The sequence below is a fragment of the Halomonas sp. AOP13-D3-9 genome (genome assembly GCF_052379125.1).
GTDB lineage: Bacteria > Pseudomonadota > Gammaproteobacteria > Pseudomonadales > Halomonadaceae > Vreelandella.
Window position 1 is genome coordinate 1 of record NZ_JBQSYH010000019.1, and the last position, 22,072, is coordinate 22,072.

Genomic DNA, 22,072 nt, shown 5'->3' on the forward strand with positions numbered 1-22,072 from the left:
TGAAAAATCCCCCAGGGCTTGCGCCTTGGGGGATTTTTTTTGCGTGAGGATTAGGCTGTGAGGGGTAAATAGTGAGGAGTGAGGGGTAAACTTCAACACCTCACACCTCACACCTCACACCTCACACCTCACACCTCACACCTCACACCTCACACCTCACTTTTATACATCCCGACGGTGTTGGCAGATACCACCGGCCCAGGTTTCATAAATCGCGCGGTCATCCGCCAGCATCATTAGCGCAAAGAGGCGCTCGCCGAGGGTTGTGCAGTGGTTGATGCGTCGAGATAGCAGTGATGTCGCCTGAGTATCGATCACGACAAAGTCAGCCTCAAGGCTAGGTGCCAACTGGCCAATATGGCTCTCAAGGGAGAGGGCTTTTGCATTGCCCAGGGTTAAACCATAAAACCCCTGCCAGGCGGTAAGCGGTTGGCCACCCAATTGACCCACTTGATAGGCCGCTTTTAGCGTGCCAAAGCCCGACAGATCGGTGCCTGCGCCGATATCGCTAGCATAGGTAAATGCCATCCCAGTCTCTTTAGCGGCCTCTCGGTCAAAAAGACCGCTGCCAAGGAAAAGGTTTGAGCTAGGACAAAAAGCGATATTGGCGCCTCGATCCGCCAAACGCTTACGCATACCGTTATCGAGATGAATACCGTGGGCAAAGGTACTGCGTGGGCCAACGAGGCCTGCTTGCTCATAAACGGCCAAGTAGTCGCGGCTACCTGGAAACAGTTCGGCTACCCAGTCTAGTTCACCGCTGTTTTCAGCCAAATGGGTCTGTAACCAGAGACTTGGGTCATTACGTAGAAGGGCGCCTGCTGCATCCATCTGTATTTTGGTCGACGTAGGGGCAAAGCGCGGGGTGACGCTGTAGCCGAGCCGCTGCTTGCCGTGCCAATCTTCAATTAGCCGCTCGCTATCGGCAATGCCCGAAGCACCGTCCATTAGGGCCTCTGGCGCGTTACGATCCATCAATACCTTACCCACCAGCATACGCAACTGGCGCTTTTCACAGGCGGTGAAAAAGGCATCCACGGAACCAGGGTGGCTAGAGCCAAATACCTGAGCCGTTGTAGTCCCTGCGCGTAGCATCTCATCCAAAAACGTGTTAGACAGCGCTTCTGCATGGGCGTGACTCGCAAAACGACACTCTTCCGGAAAGGTATAGTCGTTTAGCCAGTCAAGTAGCTGACGGCCATACGACGCCATGATATCCAATTGAACGTAGTGCACATGGGTGTCAATAAACCCCGGCATAATTAGTTTGTCACGATAATCGAGAACATCCGCACCTTTGGGCAGCGACGGCGCCAATTCAGGAAAGTGGCCGACGGCATGAATATGCTGGCCTTTCAACCAAAGTAAGCCATCACCGTAGTGCTCTAAACTGCCCGGTTGGGGCGTATCGCCATCTCCAGGGTCGCGGGCAAAACTGATCAGTTCGGCACGAATAAACGTATCGGTAGAAGAAGTCGTCATATTAACTCGTGGTCGTCGGAGAATCGGTCAATAGCGTTCGCAGAGACTGGGAGTCCAGCCCGCGATTATCTTGAGAAGTGGGCGTGTCCGTTAGCCAAAGCAGCTCAGCCACTACCGTTAGCGCAATCGCATAGGGCGTTTTATTATTGAGCTTGGTGGCGTGAATGCGCCCAATGGGGCTTCGCACTCGAGCCATTTGCTCATCATCAGAGTAGCCGTCGCGTTTCAGCCGGCCTGAAAAGCTTGCCCATTTGCTGTCTGAACCAATTAGCCCAATCGACGCTACATCATCGCGCTCAATCAGCGCTTTGATCAGCATGTAGTCTTCGTCATGATTGTGCGTCAATACCAGTGTATGGCTGTTGGCAGGTAAGTCTGCGACGCTTTGCGCTGCATCGTGAAGCGAATAACAGTGAAGTCGCGGTTGCTGCTGCCCGACGACAAACGCATCACGACGGCTATCGTACCAGTGCAGTTGCCAGGGAAGCGGGGCGCCTAGCTTGACGATCTCTTGACCGATGTGGCCTGCACCAAAGATAGCGATGTGGTGCGTCGCGCCGGGAAAGGCTTCCAGGAGAATATTCACGAAGCCACCACAGCACTGGCCGCTTCGTCCGCCTAGAGAGAAGGCTTCTAAGCTGAGTCCGTAGCGTTGTTCAGCCAAACAGGCACGCGCGGCGGAAATGGTTTGCCACTCAAAGGTACCGCCTCCCAGCGTATCAAAAATGGCATCATCAGTGATCACCATGCGAGCGCCAGGCTCGCGGGGCGTTGAGCCTGCGCTGGTCACCTGGGTGGCTAGCACATGGGGGATGCCGTCGCGCTGTAAACGATGCAGTGCCGCATGCCAGGTTTCCGGTACTTGAAGTTCACTCACAGCGCTCTCTTCCTGATGGCATTGGCCGCGAGCATAACCCGCTCAGGCGTGGCCGGTGTGTCTAAGTGCGGTGATATGGCGTAATCGGTAAGGCTCGAAAGGGCGTCACGCAGCGCTGACCAGACACAAATGCCTAGCATAAAAGGGGGCTCGCCCACAGCTTTTGAACGGTAAAGACTGGCCATGGAGTTGGGATGGCCTTCCAATAGCGCAATATTGAAGATAGGCGGTAGGTCGCCAAAGGTGGGGATTTTATAGGTCGCCGGCCCATCGCTGACCAGCACGCCTTTATCGTTCCACTTCAGCTCTTCGCTGGTCAACCAGCCCATTCCCTGAATAAAGCCCCCCTCCACTTGGCCAATATCGATAGCGGGATTAAGCGAATCACCTACATCGTGCAAAATATCGACGCGGTCAACCTGATACTCTCCGCTCAGGGTATCCACGCTCACTTCTGCCACGGCCGCGCCAAATGCATAGTAATAAAAGGGGCGACCCTGGCCGACTGAGCGGTCATAGTGAATCAGCGGTGTAGCATAGAAGCCTTTTTCAGACAGCGATATCCGATGCAGATAGGCCGTTTGTACCAATTCTCCCCAAGGAATACTGCGCTCGCTTTCGCCGAACCCGGCCACTAACATGCCGTCTTCCAGGCGCATGCCTTCCCGATCCAAACCCTCGGGATAGTGCTCGGCGGCAAAATCGAACAGACGTTCACGTAGTTTGCTGGCCGCATCCCGGGCAGCCATGCCGTTTAAGTCAGCACCGCTGGAAGCGGCGGTCGGGGACGTATTGGGGACTTTATCGGTTCGCGTAGCGGTAATGCGCACTTTGTCTAAATCCAGCCCCAGCTCCCTGGCGACTACCTGACAAATCTTGGTATGCAGCCCTTGGCCCATCTCGGTACCGCCGTGATTAATCATCACGCTGCCGTCGGTGTAAACATGCAGAAGGGCGCCCGCCTGATTCAGATGCTGGGCGGTAAATGAAATGCCAAATTTGACCGGCGTAAGTGCCAGGCCTTTTTTTATCACTGAGTTCGTGGCATTGAAGTCACTCACCGCTTTGCGCCGCGACCAGTATTCGCTGTCACTTTCTAGCTTTTCAGCGAGTGTGTGCAACAGCTGCAACTGATCGACCTGCTGGCCGTAGTGGGTGACGTCGCGACCCTCGCGGTAGAAATTGCGCTTACGCACGGTGAGCGGATCTTCGCCAATCTGGCGGGCAATATCATCCATGGCCGCTTCAATGATCATCATCCCTTGGGGGCCGCCGAAGCCCCGGAATGCGGTATTGGAGGCGGTATGGGTTTTGGCTCGATGCCCGACTACCTGGGCATCCCCCAGCGAGTAGGCGTTGTCGGCATGAAACATGGCGCGATCAACGATGGCATCGGAAAGATCTGGCGAGTAGCCGCAGTCACCGATGACGGTGATCTCACCACCCTGAATAACGCCTTCAGCGTCGATGGCGAGCCGGTAGCGATTATGGAAGGGGTGGCGTTTCCCCGTGACGTGCATATCGTCGCTGCGTGGTAAGCGCAGGCGAACCGTCTTGCCGGTGCGGCGAGCAATAATTGCGGCAATACACGCCCAGGGAGACGCCTGAGTCTCTTTGCCACCAAAGCCACCGCCCATACGACGGACTTCGACGGTCACCGCATGAAAAGGGATATCGAGCACCTCCGCCACCAACTTTTGGGTTTCGCTGGGGTGCTGGTTGGAGGTGTGAACAATAACACCCTCATCCTCGGTAGGGTGAACCACGCAGGCCTGGCCTTCCAGATAGAAGTGCTCTTGACCGCCAACGAACAGCTCACCTTCAACCTTCTGTTCCGCCTGGTCGAGGGCCTGTTGCCAATCACCTCGGGTCTGCACATGAGTGGGGCGAACAAACTCTTCCCGCTCTGTTGCGGCCACCGGGTCTAAACTAGCTGGTTGCTCATCGATGCTGATAGTGGCTAATTTGACGGCCCGGCGAGCTGCCTGCAACGACGTTGCCGCCACGGCGAACAGGCACTGGCCTGCATAGCTGATCTCATGATCGACAAAAATGGGATCGCCCGGAAAGACCGGCCCGATGTCGGTATGCCCCGGCACCTCATGAAAGGTGATCACATCGACCACCCCTGGCGCCTCTTTCACCTTGCTGAGATCAAGCTGCGTCAAGGTGCCGTGGGCGACAGGCGATAGGCCCAGCGCCACATGTAGCGTATCGGCCGGTACGGCTAAGTCGTCAATATAAGCCGCCTTGCCGGTGACGTGCTTTTCTGCACTCTCATGAAAACTTGCGCTACCCGCCTGGCGTTGGCCAGTACTGTCGACCGTATGGCGCGCCAAGGGGCCAGAGCCTTGAATGTGGTCGTGCAGTTCACGGCGGGCACGGCTGCTATCGCCGTCCAGTTTAGTGAGCGTACGCATGGAGCATCACCTCTTGGTCGGGCACTGAGAGAGAAAGGTAGAGCCGTTCAATTAGATTCTGGGCAGCTTGCTGGCGATAATGTTGGCTACCCCGCACGTCACTCATAGGTTGGAAATCATCTTCAAGTGCCTGCTGAGCGACGCGAAACGCCTCTGGGGTAATAGCGCTGCCCTCAAGCGCTGCTTCGGCTGCTAACGCTCGCTTAGGTGTAGCGGCCATACCGCCAAAGGCGATCCGTACATCACGCATAACACCCTGCTCAACGCGGTAGCAAAATGCACCGAGTAGCGCAGAGATATCATCTTCGCGACGCTTGGAGAGCTTCCAGACGCGCAGTTGACTGTCTTTAGCCGGTTGCGGGATGAAAACGCGTGAAACAACTTCATCGGTCGCCAAGGCGGTCTTTTTATAATCTAGGAAGAAATCCTCAAGCGCTAAGCAACGCTTGCCGTTTACGCTGGCAAGCTCTACCTGGGCACTCAAGGCCAGTAGCACGGGGGGCGTATCGCCAATAGGGGAAGCATTGGCGATATTGCCGCCCAGGGTCCCCCGGTTACGAATTTGCTGGGAGCCCAGCCGGTGCAACAGATGTGCAAACGCTGGGAAGTGTGCATTAAACAGGGGTTCGAGCTGGGTATAAGTCACACCGGCGCCTATCCACCAGCCGGTTTGATTTTCAAACAGGGCCTCTTCAATGGTGAGTAGCTCGGCAACGCGAGAAACGTCGATCAACTGATCAAGGGGGGCCAAACGCTGAGTGCTCTCCAACCAGAGATCCGTGCCGCCGGCCACCAAGCGCGCCTGGGGGAATGCTTGGCGTAGCTGCGCTAGCGCGACCAAAGACGTCGGTTGGGCAAAAAATGCAGCCGTTTCCGGTAAGTCTGTGATCTGCGCATCGCTTTCCGAATTTGGCAACGTAGCGTCGAACCACTGAGGGCGCTGGTAAGGAATAGCATTCATACTCAGCGCTGCATCCCGAATCGGCCGATAGCCGGTGCAGCGGCACAAGTTACCGCCTAGCGCGGCTTCAAGTCGCTCGGGGGTTAGCGGAGAGGGGCGCTGGATAAGGTCGCTATGCAGAGTGAAAAGCGACATGACAATACCCGGCGTACAAAAGCCACACTGGCTACCATGGCATTCGATCATCGCTTCCTGGGCGGGGTGCAAGTGCCCCTGTTCCGACAACCCTTCAACGGTCACCAAGTGCCTGCCCTGCAGTTGGTGAGCAGGCGTAATGCAGGCATTAGCGCTGGTATATCTGTGTGTGCCTGACGTTGGCTCGCTAATCGCCACGGTACAGGCGCCACAGTCACCTGAAGCGCAGCCCTCTTTGGTGCCCGTTTGGGCCAAATGCTCGCGCAAAAGGGTTAGAATGCTGGTGTCGGGTGAAACGTCACACCGCTGGGGGGTACCATTGAGCAGGAACGCAATCGTTGCCATGCCGAACTCCACTGTGATCGTATAGATCGGGATTGTGCTGACCGATCGGTCAATATGAGTTGAGCTTGGGACAAAACGTCCTCTCTTGCAAGTATTTGCTCGCTGCACAGGAGTGGGGCAAGCTTATGCTAAATGCCACTATTTGGGGCGATTAGCCTATCCACCGACTCTTATCAAGGAACACTGTTAATGACCGCCGTATCCGTCCCTTCTGAAAGCCCAAGCCGGGAAAAAATAGAGACAAGTATCCTGATGGCCGCGGAGCAGGTGTTTTCTCAGCACGGTTACCGCGGGGCAAGCTTGCAAGTGATCGCTGACCGAGCAGGTCTCCCCAAAGCCAATATTTTGTACTATATGGGCAGTAAACAGGCGCTTTACGTGCGGTTGCTTAACCGCATGATGCGTCGCTGGAATGAAGTGCTTGAAGACATTACCCCAGAAAGCGATCCAGCGACGGTGCTCAGTGATTTTATTCGCACTAAAATGGTGCTTGGTCAGCGCTATCCCGAAGGCTCAAAACTCTTTGCTGCAGAAATTTTAGCCGGTGCTCCCTTTTTAAGTGAGTATCTGGCGGGTGAGTTACGCGATTGGGTGGCTTCTCGCGCGGCAATCATGCGCCAGTGGTCGGCACAGGGCAAAATGGACGATGTCGATCCGCGCTGGCTAATCTTCCTGATTTGGTCTGCGACGCAGCACTACACTGAATATAGTGCCCAAGTGTCCGGTATTCTAGGCCGCGATGCATTAAGCGACGATGACCTTGAGTCTATATCGGCTTTTCTTGAGCACGTTATCCTTAAAGGCTGTGGCATAACTCAGCCTGTTGCTAAAGCACGCCCGCTGGAAAAGTGAAACGAGAATGAGTGTGCTCCCAATTGACCAGCATCTTGATCATTTAAAAGATAGCTTAGCTGCCCACAATCGTCTGGTGCTGATTGCTCAGCCAGGGGCGGGTAAGACAACCCGCATTCCGCTGAGCTTATTGGCGAGCCACTGGGCCGAGGGTCAAAAACTACTGCTGTTAGAGCCACGCCGAGTCGCTGCTCGTTTGGCCGCTACGTTTATGGCCCAGCAGTTGGGTGAGAACGTTGGCCAAACGGTGGGCTATCGCATGCGCGGAGATAGCTGTGTCAGTGCACAAACCCGCTTGGAGGTAGTGACCCAGGGTGTACTCACCCGCATGCTACAAGATGACCCGCTGTTAGAGGGCGTTGCCGGGATTATTTTTGATGAATTCCATGAGCGCAGCCTAGAAGCCGATGTAGGCTTGGCGCTAACGCTGGATGTGCAAACCAGTATCCGCGACGATTTGCGCTTACTGGTGATGTCGGCAACCCTGGATATCGCGGCGCTCAAGCGCGTGTTGGGCGAGCAGGTGCCGGTTATTGAGTGCCATGGACGCCAATTTCCGGTGGAGACGGTTTATCGTCCTGCTCAAAACGGCGAGGAGAGCTTGAATCACGCACTTAGAGTGGTCAATGAAGTGCTTTGCATGCCTGATAGTCAGGATATATTAGTGATTTTGCCCGGTGTGGCGGAGATCAATCGTCTAGTACAGGCGTTGGAAAGAGCCTTGCCCACTCTGGCGGTCAGACCATTGCACGGCAGAATGAGTATCGCTGAACAGCAGGCAGCCCTGGCAGCGAATACATCAAAACAGCGAATTATTGTGTCCACCGCGATCACTGAGTCGAGTATTACCGTGGATGGCGTGAATGTGGTGATTGACGGTGGTCTAGAGCGCGTGCCGCTTTTTCAGCCGCGCACCGGGCTAACCCGTTTAACCACGCGACGCATTAACCGCGCCAGCGCTGATCAGCGGCGGGGGCGGGCAGGGCGTCAGCGAGAAGGCAGCTGTTTTCGGCTTTGGGCCCAGGATCAGACGTTGGTGCCTTACGGTGAGCCGGAAATACAACAGGCGGATCTCTCATCGCTGGCGCTGGAACTGGCGTGCTGGGGTGTTGCATCGCCCCAAGCGCTAAGTTGGGTAACACCACCGCCGGAGGGCGCCTGGCGAAGTGGCCAAGCGCTGCTGGTGCAACTGGGGGTATTAGACGAGCAGTACACACTAACCCCTCTGGGTAGCCGCTGTGCCCGTTGGCCAGTGGAGCCGAGAATTGCCGTGATGCTGGAGCGAGCAGCAGATTTCAATGCTGTGCCTCTGGCCTGTGGGGTCGCGGCACTGCTAGAGGAGCGTGACAGCAATGAGCGCTCGCTTCACGATGCGTTAGCCCTGCGGCTTCGCCAGCCAAAACGGTTCCCCAGTTGGCAGCGCGAGGCGCTTAGGCTGGCAAAGAGAGCAGGGGTAGCGCTTAGTGCCGCTGCGCTAGAACCACTGGGGCCACTCTTAGCACTGGCTTACCCTGAACGCATTGGCCAGCAAGTAAGCCCTGGTAACTTTCGGCTTGCCAATGGTAAAACCGCCACGCTGTCGTTAAACGATACATTGGCGCATCAACCCTATTTAGTGGCCGTGGCGTTAAATAGCGCGGCAAGTGGTCAGGCACGTATTGCCGCGGGAGAGCCGCTGTCACTTGAATCGCTGCTTTCGCTCTACCCCAGTATTCAACAATGGCAGCCGCGGATAACATGGTCGCAGGAAGAGGGGCGTTTAGTCGGTGAAGAGGTGCAGGCGCATGGCAGCCTCGCTGTTGCCAAACGCCCTTTAGCGCATCTGCCGGAAGAGGCGGTGAAAGAGGCGCTATTGAGCGCCTTACGCCAGCAGCCTGAAACGTTATTTGGCGATAAGCTACAGCAGTTACGCGGGCGAATGGCGCTGCTGCGTGAATATCAGGGAGAGGCTTGGCCCGACTGGTCAGAAGAGGCATTGCTAGCCACCTTAGACCGTTGGTTAGCTCCCTATCTGATTGGGGTCAATCGGCTGAGTCAAATTGAGAAATTGCCGCTAGAGCACTATCTGCTCAACTCACTGCCCTGGGAGGCGCAAGGTGAATTTGAGCAGTTAACGCCATTAACGCTTGAAGTGCCTAGTGGCAAGCAGGTTGGCTTAGACTACCTGCCATGTCTTTCCCAACGCCCACCTATTTTAGCGTTGAAACTACAGGAAGCCTTCGGCTGGCGGGTAACCCCAACCGTTGTGAATGGCGCTGTTGCGGTGATGATTCATCTGCTTTCACCGGCGCGTCGGCCGCTGCAGGTAACCCAGGATTTAGTTAGCTTTTGGCAAAATGGCTACCCTGAAGTGCGCAAAGAGATGCGCGGTCGTTATCCCAAGCACCCTTGGCCAGAAGACCCGCTGACAGCCTTCGCCACCGCGCATACCAAGCGTAAGATGTGACTGTTTTGGCATCCGCCGCGCAGGTGGTAACAGCTGGTGGCTACTCGCTGCGCTTTTCCGGGATCTCGTCTGGAATCCGGTAGCGCACACCCTCTACCCGCTCTTCTTCGTAGCGTTGATTCTCCTCGTCGGGCACAACCCCAATGACGGTTTCCTGAGAGCCGTCCGGCCATGTATAAGTCGTACAACCAGCTAACAGCAGCGGGACAATAACAAATAGCGCATTGATGGGTAATGCGAGGCGGCGCTTGAGCATAAGGCACTCCATTGGGTGGCGCTGATCCTGTGAATAAGTTGAGTATCTCACATTAAGAAACTATAGGGAGTCATTTGCCTAGCTGTAAATGCTTAGATTTCGACACTTTACCCTGACGTAATGCTTATATATGCCTATGATAATAGTGATTAACTCATTCAGGGCTGAATAAATGCAAGAGCGTCAATTCCCCTCGGAGGTTCTATGTGGTCGGTGGTGAAGTCAGTGCTGGCAGCCTTGATAGGCGTTCAGAGCAACCAAAAGCGGGAGGAAGACTTTAGTAGTGGCAGGCCAGCAGCCTATCTTGTCACTGGTGTGGTGATTACACTGCTGTTTGTTTTGCTGCTAATTTTTTTGGCCATAATGGCGGCCCGCTGAAAAGCGTTGACAGTGTTAAATAAGCAAAACGTGACGAATGGCGCATATTTTCTATACTGCTAATACCTCATTTCATCCTGCCCTAATCTAACGATAAGTAATAACAATAAAATTGGAGGTATCTATGCATTCACGGTGGTGGCTAATGGCCATATTCCTTACTGTAAGTGAGTCGCAGGCTCAGTCCAATGGCTGGAACATGCCCGTTGGGGTAACTGATGTAAGCAGCGATATTTATGGCCTGCACATGACCATTTTTTGGATATGTGTCGTGATTGGCGTTGTGGTTTTTGGGGCAATGTTCTACTCCCTGTTTCGTTACCGCCACTCAAAAGGCGCAAAGGCCGCCAACTTTCATGAACACACCAGTGTGGAAGTGTTGTGGACCGCCATCCCCATTCTAATCCTGGTTGGTATGGCGGTTCCCGCCACTGCCACCTTAAAAAATATGTACGACGCATCAGACGCTGAGTTGGACGTCATGATCACAGGCCAGCAGTGGCGCTGGCGCTATGAGTATCTTGGCGAGGATGTCGCCTTTACCTCCAATATGAGTACGCCGAGAACACAAATCAGTGGTGAAGAAGCCCGCGGTGAGCACTACTTATTAGAGGTTGACGAACCCCTGGTGCTGCCGATTAACCGTAAAGTTCGCTTTCTAATGACCTCCGACGACGTCATTCACTCATGGTGGGTGCCGGACTTGGCGGTCAAGCAGGATGCAATTCCCGGCTTTATTAATGAGAACTGGGTGAAAATAAACGAGCCGGGTATTTACCGTGGGCAGTGCGCCGAGCTGTGTGGTATCGATCACGGCTTTATGCCGGTGGTAGTGCATGCCGTAGAAGAAGAAGAGTTTGAAAGCTGGCTGGCAGAGCGGAAAGAGGCCGCCGAACAAGAGGCTATGGGCGTTGACCGTGAATGGGAAATGGCAGAACTAGTAGAGCGCGGTGAATCTGTTTATCAATCGATCTGCTCCTCGTGTCACCAGGCTGAAGGGCAAGGCTCTCCGCCCGCCTTTCCGGCGCTGGCGAATAATGAGCAGCTTATCAGCGATGTGGATTGGCACCTTAATAAGGTCATCAACGGCGTATCGGGTGCTGCGATGCCTGCTTTTCGTAATACCTTAAATCCGGTAGAGATAGCGGCTGTGGTCACCTATACACGTAATGCCTGGGGTAATGATACGGGAGAGGTGGTGCAGCCTTCTGCAGTGGCTGAGTTGATCGCCCAATGACGTTGGTTTGCCACGCAATCGGACAACAACAATTTTTCGGAGAGTTTCATGGCGCCTAAACTACCCCCTCAACCGCCGCTGCAACATAGCACAACAGCCGTCGCAGATGGTCAGTCCCATGGACATGCTGCGCCACCAAAAGGTATTTTGCGCTGGCTATTGACCACCAATCACAAAGAGATCGGCTCTCTTTACCTGATTTTTTCGCTGACAATGTTTTTCATTGGCGGCATGTTTGCCCTGGTGGTCAGGGCAGAGCTTTTCCAGCCAGGCTTACAACTGGTTGAACCTGAGTTTTTTAACCAGATGACCACCATGCATGGTCTGATTATGGTGTTCGCCGCGGTGATGCCCGCTTTTACCGGGTTAGCCAACTGGATGATACCGCTGCAAATTGGCGCGCCTGATATGGCCTTGCCTCGACTGAATAACTTCAGTTTTTGGCTGCTTCCGGTTTCCTTCACACTGTTACTTTCAACGTTGCTTATGCCCGGTGGAGGGCCAAATTTCGGGTGGACATTCTATGCGCCACTGTCGACTAACTTTGCGCCACCCTCGACAACTTTCTTTATTCTCGCCCTGCATATTGCCGGTATTAGCTCTATTCTCGGTGCCATCAACATTATTGCGACCATTTTAAATATGCGTGCGCCGGATATGCGTTTGATGGATATGCCGCTATTTGTCTGGACATGGCTGATTACTGCTTTTCTGCTGATTGCCGTGATGCCGGTTTTGGCGGGTGTGATCACCATGATGCTTATGGATATTAACTTTGGCACCAGTTTCTTTGATGCAGCAGGCGGTGGTGATCCGGTGTTGTTTCAGCATCTATTCTGGTTCTTCGGTCACCCCGAAGTGTACATTATGATTCTGCCTGCCTTTGGGATTGTCTCCGCGATCATCCCTACCTTTGCGCGTAAGCCTCTGTTCGGTTACGCATCGATGGTGTATGCCACGTCCGCCATTGCATTGCTGTCGTTTTTAGTCTGGGCTCACCATATGTTTATAGTGGGGCTCCCTCTGGTGGCCGAGCTGTTTTTTATGTACTCCACCATGCTGATCGCCGTGCCAACTGGGGTTAAGGTATTTAACTGGATAACTACACTGTTTCGCGGCTCAATTAGTTTTGAATCACCGATGCTATTTGCCCTGGCTTTTGTGGTGCTATTCACCATCGGCGGCTTCTCAGGCCTGATGTTGGCCATCGCGCCAGCGGATTTTCAGTATCACGATACCTACTTCGTCGTCGCCCACTTCCACTATGTGTTAGTCCCGGGGGCGATATTCGCCATTATGGCAGGGGTGTACTACTGGTTGCCGAAATGGACGGGTCACTATCCCAACGAGCGGCTGGCCCAATGGCATTTTTGGTTCTCGGTTATTGGCGTCAACCTCACCTTCTTCCCCATGCACTTTGCTGGTTTGGCGGGTATGCCGCGGCGAATCCCTGACTACGCCCTTCAGTTTGCAGATTTTAACTTACTCTCGAGTATTGGCGCCTTCTTCTTCGGTGCGTCGCAGCTGCTGTTCGTGTTAGGCGTCATCTTATGCATCCGCGGTGGCAAAAAAGCGCCAGCCAAAGCCTGGGAGGGAGCGGTTGACTTAGAGTGGACAGTCCCTAGCCCAGCGCCACTGCATACGTTTGAAACGCCGCCAGTGTTTCATCGTGCCTCTCACTAAAAGACATAAACCACACGGGCCTCTGGCCTAATGAGGTGTTATGAATAGTCAAGAACAGACACAAGTGGGGGTGCGACGCACGGTTATCAGGACAGTTGCCGTACTGGTCGGTATGTTTGGGTTTGCCTTTGCATTAGTGCCGCTGTATGACGTTTTTTGTCAAATCACCGGTCTTAACGGCAAAGTGGATGCCACGGCGCAAAGTATCGTGCATGAAGAGGTGGATGAGTCGCGTTATATCAACGTGCAATTTATCACGCGTGGCAGCCCCGGCCTGCCATGGCAGATGAGCGTTGAAATGCGCCAGATGAGCGTGCATCCCGGGCAAATGGCGGAAGTCGATTTCACCTTCACTAATAATAGCCATAGCGAAAGCTGGGGGAGAGCAGTGCCCAGTGTATCTCCCTCTACGGCTACGACGCATCTACGTAAAATCAGCTGTTTCTGCTTTCAAGAGCAGCAGTTGCAGGGTAACGAGCGGTTAACGATCCCGTTGGTATTCCAACTATCACGTGATCTGCCTGACGATATTAATACCATTACGCTGGTGTATACCCTCTACCCGGTAGAGCATGCGATTCAAAACGCTGGATTGGATAATACGCTTAGGAACAGCGCCAACAGTGATCTAGAGAACGACACTAACAACAATCTCGGTAACAACGAGCCAAAAAACAATAAAGCGGCGGGAGAAGCGATATGAGCAGTGGTAGCTATTACGTTCCGGCGAACAGTCGGTGGCCTGTTCTTGGCTCGGTTGCGCTAGGCGCCATGATGGTCGGTACCGGTATTAAGCTCGTCTACGATACGGGATTGCCGCTGGTGTTAATTGGCGTAGTCGGCGTTATTGCGGTGATGGCTCTCTGGTTCCGTGACGTGATTAGTGAGTCTCGGGGAGGACTCTACGATGCGCAGATGGACCGCTCATTTCGTTGGGGTATGGGCTGGTTTATTTTTTCGGAAGTGATGTTTTTCGCTGCTTTTTTCGGCGCGCTGTTTTACGTACGTATGTTTGCCATCCCCTGGTTAGGGGGGGAAGGGGCAAAAGGCGTTTCCGCGTTGCTGTGGCCTGACTTTGTAGCTACATGGCCGCTGCTGAACCCACCGGACTCATCTATCGCTGGTCCCCAACAAGTCTTTAGTCCGTGGCAGTTGCCGCTCGTTAATACGCTGATTTTAATTACCTCCAGCATCACATTAACCGTTGCCCACGAAGCGCTAAAGTTAGGCGACAGGCAGACATGCCGCAACTGGCTAACGGGCACCGTGCTGTTGGGGTTCTGCTTTATCATGATTCAGGGCATTGAGTATTACGAGGCCTACGCGCATTACGGCATTACCTTGGAAGCCGGTATTTTTGGTGCGACGTTCTTTATTTTGACGGGATTTCATGGCGTGCACGTCATTATTGGCACGCTGATATTAGCCACCATGCTGGTGCGTATTATTAAGGGGCACTTCGCCGACGAAAACCACTTTGGTTTTGAAGCTTCTTGCTGGTATTGGCACTTTGTCGATGTGGTTTGGGTGGGGCTGTTTATTTTTGTCTATGTCTTATAGGCGCATTAGCCTAACTGGCCCGACCAATAGCCGAAAATAATAAGGGCTGCAAGCAAACAGGCTAAACCAATTCTCCATTTGAGAGAACGTAATAGGCGGTGAGAAGAGGCGTTATCTCGAATCAGAAAAACGGCGCCCATGGCCAGGCTGATGACCATCGCGATAAATACGGCGGCAATGAGTAATTGTAACCACATGATGAAACCCTCTCGGCAATGGCGTTTTTTTAGTTGGTGTCTGTTCTGGAGTGTGCTGGTGGTGTTAGGCGCCTGTTTAGGACTATGGCAGTGGGAGCGGGCAGATGACAAGCGGTTAGCAATAGCCATGCGCGATGCAGCCCCCGCTTTGCTGCAACCGACAGCACAGCCAGCCCAAGGCGCCCAGGTGACGCTGCGGGGAGAGTACTTGGCGGAGCAAACACTCTATTTGGATAATCGTATTGTAGACGGAAGTGTCGGCGTGGCGGTACTAACGCCACTACGTGATATTTATGGGCAGCTTTGGCTGGTGCAGCGAGGCTTCTTAGCCACTGGGCCCCGTCGCGAAACACCCCAGGCCGCTACCCCTAGCGGCACAGTTGAACTGACCGGTGAGTGGCAGGAGGTGCAGGCGGGTGGTCCGCTTTATGGGGAAAACAGAGAGGGGGCAAGGCTTCAGCAACTCAGCCTTGAGCCTTGGCGCGCTTCGCTAGGTGCCTTCAGCTACGCTGGCTGGTTGCATGCTTCCGAAGGCGATGGAGTTCTCACTCCTTGGTGGGAAGCCAATGTCATGCCACCCAGTCGGCATATGGGATATGCCTTTCAATGGTGGGGGTTAGCCTTAGCGGCCTTGGTGATTATGTTTCTCGGCGGCCAACGATTACGTCGCGATGGGGCTCAGCAAAAGCTTTTAAGTCATAAAAATAAACAGAGGTGAAAGTATGCAGGACGCCAAACACATTCGCCGCCAGCGGCTCAAGTTAATCCTTATTTTTGTCATATTCGCGGCGCCTATGGTCGCTGCGTGGGGAATGGTCGAGTTACGCATTGGAATTCCAGATCGACATACGGCTCACGGCAAGGTTGACCTGAAATTACCCATGCTTGATGAATGGCCGTTAACGACGGCGGCAGTTAATGACCAGGAAGAGTGGATATTGGCGTTTGACTGCGCCCAGCAGTGCGAACAGCGCATGGATGAATTTTGGCGGCTACACCGCGCTTTAGGTCGCGAAGCACCGAGATTAACTCGTTTACGGATTGGTGGGGATCCAGAACCGCTTCCGGGCGAGATGACCAGTGAGTGGCAGCATTTGCCCCCATGGCGTGAAGACAACTCAGTGTGGGTGCTCGATCCTATGGGGCGCCCTGCGTTGGCCTTTGAGGCCAATGTGGCCACTAAATATGTACTCGAGGATATCCAGCATTTGCTTAAAGTGAACCCTCAATAAAGCCCGCTAATGACTGCTGTTAAGGAACCGCCATGCACGATTCATGTGAGCGCCGCTTGCGGTGGTTAGTGAGATTAACGCTGGTAGGGACTCTGTTTACCGCAGTGGTCATGTTGGTAGGCGCCTGGACGCGTTTAGTCGATGCTGGTTTAGGTTGCCCTGATTGGCCTGGGTGCTATGGAAAGCTGCTAGTCCCTGATAGTGAATTGGCCACGCTACGTCATCCTGATGTGCCATTGGAGCCCCATAAGGCGTGGGTGGAAATGATTCATCGCTATATCGCGACATTACTGGGGCTGGTGGTGCTCAGCGTTGTCGCGCTGGGCTGGCCGCTGCGTCATCGTCGCGATTATCCATGGCATCTGAGCTTGATTTTGCTAGTCGTTATTTTGCTCCAGGGCGCCTTTGGTGCCTTCACCGTTACGCTTAAGTTGTGGCCACAAGTCGTTACCCTTCATCTGCTGGGCGGGTTGAGCGTACTGTTGCTGTTCTTGTGGGTACATCTTCGCTTACGCCTCGCCGTGGCTTCAAAACCAAACAGTGAGCCTCGGCGCGCAAATGCGTGGTGGTGGGTTGCAGCGTGTTTACTGGTTTTGCAATTGGCGCTAGGCGGCTGGGTTACCAGCAACTATGCCGGTCTTGCTTGCCAAGGATTCCCTACTTGCAATGGGCAGTGGGTGCCCGCCATGGAGATTAGCGAGGGTTTTCATTTCACCCAGACTGTGGGGCCCAATTACCTCCATGGGCAGTTGCATGCTGATGCGCGTACCGCTATTCAAATGGTTCATCGTTTGGGGGCGCTGTTGCTCGGTGTCATCCTAATAGCGCTCTGGTGGCGTTATCGGCATTGGCAGAGTGTCACAAGGCCGCTAGCAATCATTGTCGGTTTGTACGGGCTGCAGGTTGCATTAGGGATTGCTAATGTTTTGCTTTGGCTACCGCTGTGGCTTGCGCTACTACACACCGCTGGCGCCATTGGATTGGCCGCCGGACTCGTTTGGGCTTGGTGGCGTTGGCGGTACCAGGAAGCCAGCGTTTACTCAACGACCCCGCATTCAGCTTATAACAACGTAATCGCTCAATAAAAGGGAAGCATGCCATGCGCAATATAACAATGACGCTACCCACGACAGTGCCTTCCATGCTGTGGGGCTGGAGAGAGTTGTTGGGCCTTTGTAAGTTGAAAGTAGTGGCCGTTATGCTGGTGTGTACCGCCGTTGGGATGGCATTAGCATCCCCAGGCCTACCACCGCTGCAGAACGTCATTATTGGTCTGGCCGGTATCGGCTTGGCTGCTTGCGGGGCGGCGGCTTTTAATCATGTAATCGACCGCCGCTTGGATGCGGTAATGACGCGAACTGCTCGTCGTCCAGTGGCCAGTAAGCGACTCCCCGTGGCGATCGCGTTGGCGTGGGCGTGCATGCTTTCTGTCGCGGGTGTTGGGCTATTGGCATGGCAGGTTAACCACTTAACAGCTGCGCTCACCTTTGCCTCCCTGATTGGCTATGCGCTGATTTATACTGCTTTTTTAAAGCGTGCTACGCCACAAAACATTGTTATTGGTGGGGTGGCAGGCGCGGCGCCGCCACTTCTAGGCTGGGTCGCTATCACAGGGCAAATCACCCCTGAACCGCTGCTGCTGATGCTGATTATTTTTGCCTGGACGCCACCACATTTCTGGGCATTGGCCATTCATAAGCGCGATGATTATGCACGGGCAGGGATTCCCATGCTGCCTGTTACGCATGGCATTCCTTTTACACGGCTACAAATTTGGCTATACGGGTGGTTAACCGTGTTAGCGACATTAATGCCGGTGATGATCGGCATGAGTGGCGCACTATACCTATTCGTTGTGCTGTGCCTTAATGCACGTTTTATGGTGTGGAACTGGCGAGTGTGGCGTGGGCAGGATCCCGCCGCCCCCATTAACGCGTTCTGGTTCTCGATTCGCTACCTATTGGGTGTTTTCGGTGCGCTATTACTTGATCATTACGCTGCCGCGCTTATTTGGTAAGCCCGTGTAGCAAGTGGCCAGAGGGGCATATGTTTAGCTAGCTGGAACTCAAGCCTGGATGCCATTGGCCGAATGGTGGTATAAGGGTGTACAATTTCCGTCAAGAAATTTATCCGCTTAATGAGGAGTTTCATGAGCCCAACGGTAGCGCTGGTATTACTCGCCGTGGCGATTGCAGTCATTGTAGGGTTATGTTTCTACGCATGGTCGTTACGTAAAGAGGTAAGTCGCCGAGAGGCTTATCGGCGCGATGAGGACGCTCGCGCTCAACAAAATAGCTTAGAAAACCTTGATTATGTCGCCAGCGCGCTGGTCCAGGAGCAGGTCGATATTACCGAGGGCGCTTGGCGCTGCAAGGTGCTTCTGGAGATCATTGATCCTAGTTTGACGGAACGAACAGAATTTCAGGCGTTTGCAGAGCATTACAACCGTACTCAGCACCTGAATACGCACTCCGCGCGTCAGCAGCTGACCGCTCGAGAGCGCATGCAGGAAGACAAAGAGCGGCTAATGGTGGAAAATGATATGCGCGAGCATGTGTTGGAAGCCGCTAGGGCGGTGCTGAAATGGCGTGCCCAAGGTAAAAATGCGCTGCATTGATTACTGGTTTTGAGCGGTTTTGGCCGCCAAAAAGCATAGCAAACTAATTTTTAGTGCCCATCGCGGCAATTTTGCTATGCTGAAGGATGTCGGTATTGGCAAGAAGTTGATATCTTGGCATTGTTGCCTTCTAGCGCTTAAGCGTTAATGATAGGTATACCGTTCTGTATTGACTGGGTTCTAGGTAATGAGTACGTCGTCATTAGTACTGAGAGCTTGGTGTATTAACCAGTGGTTCAGGACAGGCGAAAAATGGATGCTCTCGCAATAAGAAGCATTGGATAGATTTGGTCACTTATGACCACTTCAGCATTGGATCAAGAAGGAGTCTTGCATGAAAAAATCAACGACTGGCTTGTTAATCGGTTCCGCACTGGTAGTTGGCCTTTCTGGCTGCGCCAGCTCGGCCTCACAGTCTTCCGGCCAAGCAAGCGCTAGCAGCGACCGTAGCTGGTACCAACATCCTGCGGTATGTGGTTTAGCCGGCGGTTTGATTGGTGGCAGCATTGGCTACGCCACCAGCAGTAGTTCTGATGAAGAGAGCGGTGCTGCTACTGGTGCCGCAGCTGGTGCTGCGATCGGCGGACTGCTATGCGCCGATCGTACGCCTGAGCCGGTTGCACCGCAGTGCCCGAGCTATGGTGAAGTGCCCGCTGGTGTTGCAGTTGACGCCGAAGGCTGCCCGCTGGATTCTGATGGCGACGGCGTGCCGGACTACCGTGATCAGTGCCCAGGCACACCCGCAGGCGTAGAAGTGAATGCCAATGGTTGCCCGCTTGACTCCGATAACGACGGCGTGCCGGACTACCGTGATCAGTGCCCAGGCACACCCGCAGGCGTAGAAGTTAACGCACTTGGTTGCCCGGATAGCGTTGTTCTTCAAGATGTTAACTTCGAGTTTGACTCTGCTCAGTTGACTCCTAACGCTCAGAATGTCCTGAACGGTGTTGCTGAGCGTTTGGTTAGCAACCCTGATGTGCGTGTAAGCATCGAAGGCCACACTGATTCACGCGGTTCTGACGAGTACAACAAAAACTTGTCACAAGAGCGTGCTCAATCTGTTGCTAACTACTTAGCAAGCCGCGGCGTACAAGCTAACCGTATGCGTGCAGTAGGTTACGGTGAAGAGCGTCCGGTCGCGTCTAACGAGACTGAAGAAGGCCGCTTCCAGAACCGTCGCGTTGAATTGGATGAGTGGAACTAAGTTCACTTATCTTCTGAGGGTTGTTGATTGCCTATAAACGGCTAGTTGCAATCCACAGGTAAAGAAACGGGGGGCTTATGCCTCCCGTTTTTATTTTAAGCGGTAGGTAAGTCTGCTAGGCTTGCCGCTGCTTTATAGCGGTACACTTTGCACCTCCCAAGACCATTGATAGCGAAATGTGATCCTTGGTATGGATCACCACTGCGCTCAAGGAACCTGAATGCCTATTGTTACTCTGCCTGACGGCAGTCAAAGAACGTTTGAAGCACCGCTGACCATTATGCAGCTCGCAGAATCCATTGGCCCTGGTTTGGCTAAGGCCTGTATTGCTGGGAAAATCGATGGTGTGTTGGTAGATGCTGCTGACCTGATTGAACAAGACGCGAAAGCGGCCATTATTACCGCGCGTGACGATGAGGGTCTGGAAATTATCCGTCACTCCTGCGCCCATCTCATTGGTCATGCGGTCAAGCAGATGTACCCCGAGGCCAAAATGGCGATCGGGCCGGTCATTGATGACGGTTTTTACTACGATATCGAGTTTGGTCAATCCGTAACGCCGGAAGACCTGGAAGCGATAGAAAAGCGTATGCAGTCACTGATTGAGCGCGAGTACGATGTCGTACGCGAATACGTTAATCGCGATCAGGCAATGTTGACCTTCTTGCATCGTGATGAACCCTATAAGCAGGAAATTGTTCGCGATATTCCCGATGACGCGAAGATCCGGCTTTATCATCACGAAGAGTACACCGACATGTGCCGCGGGCCGCACGTGCCGAATACCCGTCACCTAAAAGCCTTCAAGCTGACAAAGCTAGCCGGTGCCTATTGGCGTGGCGACGCTGCAAACACCATGCTAACGCGCATCTACGGCACCGCATGGGGCGATAAAAAGCAGCTTAAAGCGTATCTCAAGCGTCTTGAGGAAGCCGAGAAGCGCGACCACCGTAAGCTCGCCCGCAAGATGGACTTATTCCATATTCAGGAAGAAGCGCCGGGCATGGTGTTTTGGCACCCCAATGGCTGGACGATGTATCAAGCCTTGGAAGAGTACATGCGCAATATTCAGCGCGAGCATGGCTACCAGGAAATCAAAACGCCTCAGGTGGTTGACCTCTCTCTGTGGAAGAAATCCGGGCACTGGGGTCATTACAGTGAGCTGATGTTCACCACCGAGTCTGAAAAGCGCGAATACGCGGTCAAGCCCATGAACTGCCCTTGCCATGTGCAGGTGTTTAATCAGGGTCTGAAAAGCTACCGTGATTTACCTCTGCGTTTAGCCGAGTTTGGCAGCTGTCACCGTAATGAACCTTCTGGTTCGCTGCATGGTCTGATGCGCGTGCGCGGCTTTACCCAAGATGATGCGCATATTTTCTGTACCGAAGGCCAAATACAGGCTGAGGCAGAAGATTTTATAGCGTTAACGCTGCAAGTCTATAAGACGCTTGGCTTCGAAGACGTGGAGTTAAAGCTTTCAACGCGCCCAGAAGACTTCCTTGGCGAAGCTGAAATGTGGGATCAGGCCGAACAGGGGCTGGAGGCTGCATTGAATGCGACGGGCTTGGAGTGGGATCTGCAGCCTGGCGAGGGGGCTTTTTACGGTCCTAAAATTGAATTCGCACTGCGTGATTGTCTGAATCGTGTCTGGCAGTGTGGTACCCTACAGCTCGATTTTAACTTGCCAGGGCGTTTAGGGGCTCAGTACGTTGATGAAGATGGCGTACGCAAGACCCCAGTGATGCTTCACCGCGCGATTTTGGGCTCCTTCGAGCGTTTCTTGGGGATTCTGATTGAGCACTATGCGGGCGCTATGCCATTATGGCTGGCGCCTCAGCAGGCGGTTGTCATGACTATCACCGATTCACAGCGTGAATATGCGCTTGATTTGGAGAAACGTCTGCAAAAAAGTGGCTTACGTGTTAAAGCGGACTTGAGGAACGAGAAGATCGGCTTTAAAATCCGTGAGCATACGTTACAGAAAGTTCCCTATCTCCTTGTGGTAGGAGATAAGGAAGTCGAAGCTGACTCAGTGGCCGTGCGAACACGCAGCGGCGAAAACCTCGGTACAATGACGGTCGATGAATTTATTGAACGCCATACTGCCGAGAGAGCAGCCCTGGCGACATCGTCAATTGCCTAAGGAGACGGAACGATCAAGAGAAGCAACCAGCGCGGGCGTCCAGCAGA

At 53.8% G+C, this 22,072-nt stretch carries 20 protein-coding genes; 14 read left to right on the top strand and 6 right to left on the bottom strand.

Annotated features, from left to right (window positions below; genetic code table 11):
- Window positions 1-162: 162 nt before the first annotated feature.
- From guaD to xdhA, 4 genes are read right to left on the bottom strand one after another with little or no spacing between them, the layout of a single operon-like run.
- Window positions 163-1,482 (bottom strand): guanine deaminase, encoded by a 1,320-nt coding sequence (gene guaD, locus ACT3UM_RS19250; RefSeq protein WP_498901524.1) that lies wholly within the window; start codon window positions 1,480-1,482, stop codon window positions 163-165.
- Between the two features lies 1 nt (window position 1,483).
- Window positions 1,484-2,359 carry a xanthine dehydrogenase accessory protein XdhC gene (gene xdhC / locus ACT3UM_RS19255; protein ID WP_498901526.1) on the bottom strand — a complete coding sequence of 292 codons (876 nt, stop codon included), beginning with the start codon at window positions 2,357-2,359 and terminating at the stop codon, window positions 1,484-1,486.
- Window positions 2,356-4,779: a xanthine dehydrogenase molybdopterin binding subunit gene (xdhB, locus tag ACT3UM_RS19260; RefSeq protein ID WP_498901528.1), complete on the bottom strand. Its 2,424-nt coding sequence runs from the start codon at window positions 4,777-4,779 to the stop codon at window positions 2,356-2,358. Before xdhB ends, xdhC begins: the two co-directional genes overlap by 4 nt.
- Entirely contained in the window at window positions 4,763-6,220 is a 1,458-nt protein-coding gene (gene xdhA, locus ACT3UM_RS19265; RefSeq protein ID WP_498901530.1) for a xanthine dehydrogenase small subunit, read from the bottom strand. The genes xdhB and xdhA overlap by 17 nt, the downstream gene beginning before the upstream one ends.
- A gap of 189 nt (window positions 6,221-6,409) precedes the next feature.
- On the opposite strand from xdhA, the gene ACT3UM_RS19270 reads away from it, so the two are divergent.
- Window positions 6,410-7,072, top strand: coding sequence for a TetR/AcrR family transcriptional regulator (locus ACT3UM_RS19270; RefSeq protein ID WP_498901532.1), 663 nt, complete (start codon window positions 6,410-6,412; stop codon window positions 7,070-7,072).
- Window positions 7,073-7,079: 7 nt separating this feature from the next.
- Window positions 7,080-9,518 carry an ATP-dependent helicase HrpB gene (hrpB, locus tag ACT3UM_RS19275; RefSeq protein WP_498901534.1) on the top strand — a complete coding sequence of 813 codons (2,439 nt, stop codon included), beginning with the start codon at window positions 7,080-7,082 and terminating at the stop codon, window positions 9,516-9,518.
- A gap of 40 nt (window positions 9,519-9,558) precedes the next feature.
- On the opposite strand, the gene ACT3UM_RS19280 is transcribed toward hrpB, so the two are convergent.
- Entirely contained in the window at window positions 9,559-9,786 is a 228-nt protein-coding gene (locus tag ACT3UM_RS19280) for a hypothetical protein (protein ID WP_498901536.1), read from the bottom strand.
- Window positions 9,787-9,978: 192 nt separating this feature from the next.
- Between ACT3UM_RS19280 and ACT3UM_RS19285 the strand changes: the two genes are divergently transcribed.
- From ACT3UM_RS19285 to ACT3UM_RS19305, 5 genes are all read left to right on the top strand, one after another.
- Window positions 9,979-10,152, top strand: coding sequence for a DUF2970 domain-containing protein (locus ACT3UM_RS19285; protein WP_498901538.1), 174 nt, complete (start codon window positions 9,979-9,981; stop codon window positions 10,150-10,152).
- Between the two features lie 124 nt (window positions 10,153-10,276).
- Window positions 10,277-11,389, top strand: coding sequence for a cytochrome c oxidase subunit II (gene coxB / locus ACT3UM_RS19290; protein WP_498901540.1), 1,113 nt, complete (start codon window positions 10,277-10,279; stop codon window positions 11,387-11,389).
- Between the two features lie 48 nt (window positions 11,390-11,437).
- On the top strand, window positions 11,438-13,072 hold the full coding sequence (ctaD, locus tag ACT3UM_RS19295; protein ID WP_498901542.1) for a cytochrome c oxidase subunit I: 1,635 nt from the start codon (window positions 11,438-11,440) through the stop codon (window positions 13,070-13,072).
- A gap of 40 nt (window positions 13,073-13,112) precedes the next feature.
- Complete coding sequence (locus tag ACT3UM_RS19300) at window positions 13,113-13,775, top strand: cytochrome c oxidase assembly protein (protein WP_498901544.1); 663 nt, start codon at window positions 13,113-13,115, stop codon at window positions 13,773-13,775.
- The gene (locus ACT3UM_RS19305; protein ID WP_498901546.1) at window positions 13,772-14,632 is read left to right on the top strand and encodes a cytochrome c oxidase subunit 3; all 861 of its coding nucleotides are present in this window, start codon (window positions 13,772-13,774) and stop codon (window positions 14,630-14,632) included. Before ACT3UM_RS19300 ends, ACT3UM_RS19305 begins: the two co-directional genes overlap by 4 nt.
- A 5-nt stretch (window positions 14,633-14,637) precedes the next feature.
- Here the strand turns inward: ACT3UM_RS19305 and ACT3UM_RS19310 are convergent, their stop codons facing one another.
- Entirely contained in the window at window positions 14,638-14,829 is a 192-nt protein-coding gene (locus ACT3UM_RS19310) for a DUF2909 domain-containing protein (protein ID WP_498901548.1), read from the bottom strand.
- On the opposite strand from ACT3UM_RS19310, the gene ACT3UM_RS19315 reads away from it, so the two are divergent.
- The 7 genes from ACT3UM_RS19315 to thrS all read left to right on the top strand — a co-directional run bounded on the left by ACT3UM_RS19315 (window position 14,828) and on the right by thrS (window position 22,025).
- The gene (locus ACT3UM_RS19315; RefSeq protein ID WP_498901550.1) at window positions 14,828-15,547 is read left to right on the top strand and encodes an SURF1 family protein; all 720 of its coding nucleotides are present in this window, start codon (window positions 14,828-14,830) and stop codon (window positions 15,545-15,547) included. The two genes, ACT3UM_RS19310 and ACT3UM_RS19315, sit on opposite strands and share 2 nt — an antisense overlap.
- Window positions 15,548-15,551: 4 nt before the next feature.
- The gene (locus ACT3UM_RS19320) at window positions 15,552-16,061 is read left to right on the top strand and encodes a redox-active disulfide-containing membrane protein (protein WP_498901552.1); all 510 of its coding nucleotides are present in this window, start codon (window positions 15,552-15,554) and stop codon (window positions 16,059-16,061) included.
- Between the two features lie 32 nt (window positions 16,062-16,093).
- Window positions 16,094-17,146, top strand: coding sequence for a COX15/CtaA family protein (locus ACT3UM_RS19325; RefSeq protein ID WP_498901554.1), 1,053 nt, complete (start codon window positions 16,094-16,096; stop codon window positions 17,144-17,146).
- A 14-nt stretch (window positions 17,147-17,160) separates the two neighbouring features.
- Window positions 17,161-18,078 carry a heme o synthase gene (cyoE, locus tag ACT3UM_RS19330; RefSeq protein WP_498901556.1) on the top strand — a complete coding sequence of 306 codons (918 nt, stop codon included), beginning with the start codon at window positions 17,161-17,163 and terminating at the stop codon, window positions 18,076-18,078.
- 132 nt (window positions 18,079-18,210) lie between these two features.
- On the top strand, window positions 18,211-18,678 hold the full coding sequence (locus tag ACT3UM_RS19335; protein ID WP_498901558.1) for a DUF2489 domain-containing protein: 468 nt from the start codon (window positions 18,211-18,213) through the stop codon (window positions 18,676-18,678).
- A gap of 334 nt (window positions 18,679-19,012) precedes the next feature.
- Window positions 19,013-19,882, top strand: coding sequence for an OmpA family protein (locus tag ACT3UM_RS19340; protein WP_498901560.1), 870 nt, complete (start codon window positions 19,013-19,015; stop codon window positions 19,880-19,882).
- Window positions 19,883-20,102: 220 nt separating this feature from the next.
- Window positions 20,103-22,025: a threonine--tRNA ligase gene (gene thrS / locus ACT3UM_RS19345; protein WP_498901562.1), complete on the top strand. Its 1,923-nt coding sequence runs from the start codon at window positions 20,103-20,105 to the stop codon at window positions 22,023-22,025.
- Window positions 22,026-22,072 lie beyond the last annotated feature (47 nt).

What these genes read in the sequence shown, in the direction of transcription:
- guaD (WP_498901524.1), bottom strand. Translation starts at nt 1,482, where the DNA reads ATGACGACTTCTTCTACCGATACGTTTATTCGTGCCGAACTGATCAGT.
- xdhB (WP_498901528.1), bottom strand. Translation starts at nt 4,779, where the DNA reads ATGCGTACGCTCACTAAACTGGACGGCGATAGCAGCCGTGCCCGCCGT.
- xdhA (WP_498901530.1), bottom strand. Translation starts at nt 6,220, where the DNA reads ATGGCAACGATTGCGTTCCTGCTCAATGGTACCCCCCAGCGGTGTGAC.
- ACT3UM_RS19270 (WP_498901532.1), top strand. Translation starts at nt 6,410, where the DNA reads ATGACCGCCGTATCCGTCCCTTCTGAAAGCCCAAGCCGGGAAAAAATA.
- hrpB (WP_498901534.1), top strand. Translation starts at nt 7,080, where the DNA reads ATGAGTGTGCTCCCAATTGACCAGCATCTTGATCATTTAAAAGATAGC.
- ACT3UM_RS19280 (WP_498901536.1), bottom strand. Translation starts at nt 9,786, where the DNA reads ATGGAGTGCCTTATGCTCAAGCGCCGCCTCGCATTACCCATCAATGCG.
- ACT3UM_RS19285 (WP_498901538.1), top strand. Translation starts at nt 9,979, where the DNA reads ATGTGGTCGGTGGTGAAGTCAGTGCTGGCAGCCTTGATAGGCGTTCAG.
- coxB (WP_498901540.1), top strand. Translation starts at nt 10,277, where the DNA reads ATGCATTCACGGTGGTGGCTAATGGCCATATTCCTTACTGTAAGTGAG.
- ctaD (WP_498901542.1), top strand. Translation starts at nt 11,438, where the DNA reads ATGGCGCCTAAACTACCCCCTCAACCGCCGCTGCAACATAGCACAACA.
- ACT3UM_RS19300 (WP_498901544.1), top strand. Translation starts at nt 13,113, where the DNA reads ATGAATAGTCAAGAACAGACACAAGTGGGGGTGCGACGCACGGTTATC.
- ACT3UM_RS19305 (WP_498901546.1), top strand. Translation starts at nt 13,772, where the DNA reads ATGAGCAGTGGTAGCTATTACGTTCCGGCGAACAGTCGGTGGCCTGTT.
- ACT3UM_RS19315 (WP_498901550.1), top strand. Translation starts at nt 14,828, where the DNA reads ATGATGAAACCCTCTCGGCAATGGCGTTTTTTTAGTTGGTGTCTGTTC.
- ACT3UM_RS19310 (WP_498901548.1), bottom strand. Translation starts at nt 14,829, where the DNA reads ATGTGGTTACAATTACTCATTGCCGCCGTATTTATCGCGATGGTCATC.
- ACT3UM_RS19320 (WP_498901552.1), top strand. Translation starts at nt 15,552, where the DNA reads ATGCAGGACGCCAAACACATTCGCCGCCAGCGGCTCAAGTTAATCCTT.
- ACT3UM_RS19325 (WP_498901554.1), top strand. Translation starts at nt 16,094, where the DNA reads ATGCACGATTCATGTGAGCGCCGCTTGCGGTGGTTAGTGAGATTAACG.
- cyoE (WP_498901556.1), top strand. Translation starts at nt 17,161, where the DNA reads ATGCGCAATATAACAATGACGCTACCCACGACAGTGCCTTCCATGCTG.
- ACT3UM_RS19335 (WP_498901558.1), top strand. Translation starts at nt 18,211, where the DNA reads ATGAGCCCAACGGTAGCGCTGGTATTACTCGCCGTGGCGATTGCAGTC.
- ACT3UM_RS19340 (WP_498901560.1), top strand. Translation starts at nt 19,013, where the DNA reads ATGAAAAAATCAACGACTGGCTTGTTAATCGGTTCCGCACTGGTAGTT.
- thrS (WP_498901562.1), top strand. Translation starts at nt 20,103, where the DNA reads ATGCCTATTGTTACTCTGCCTGACGGCAGTCAAAGAACGTTTGAAGCA.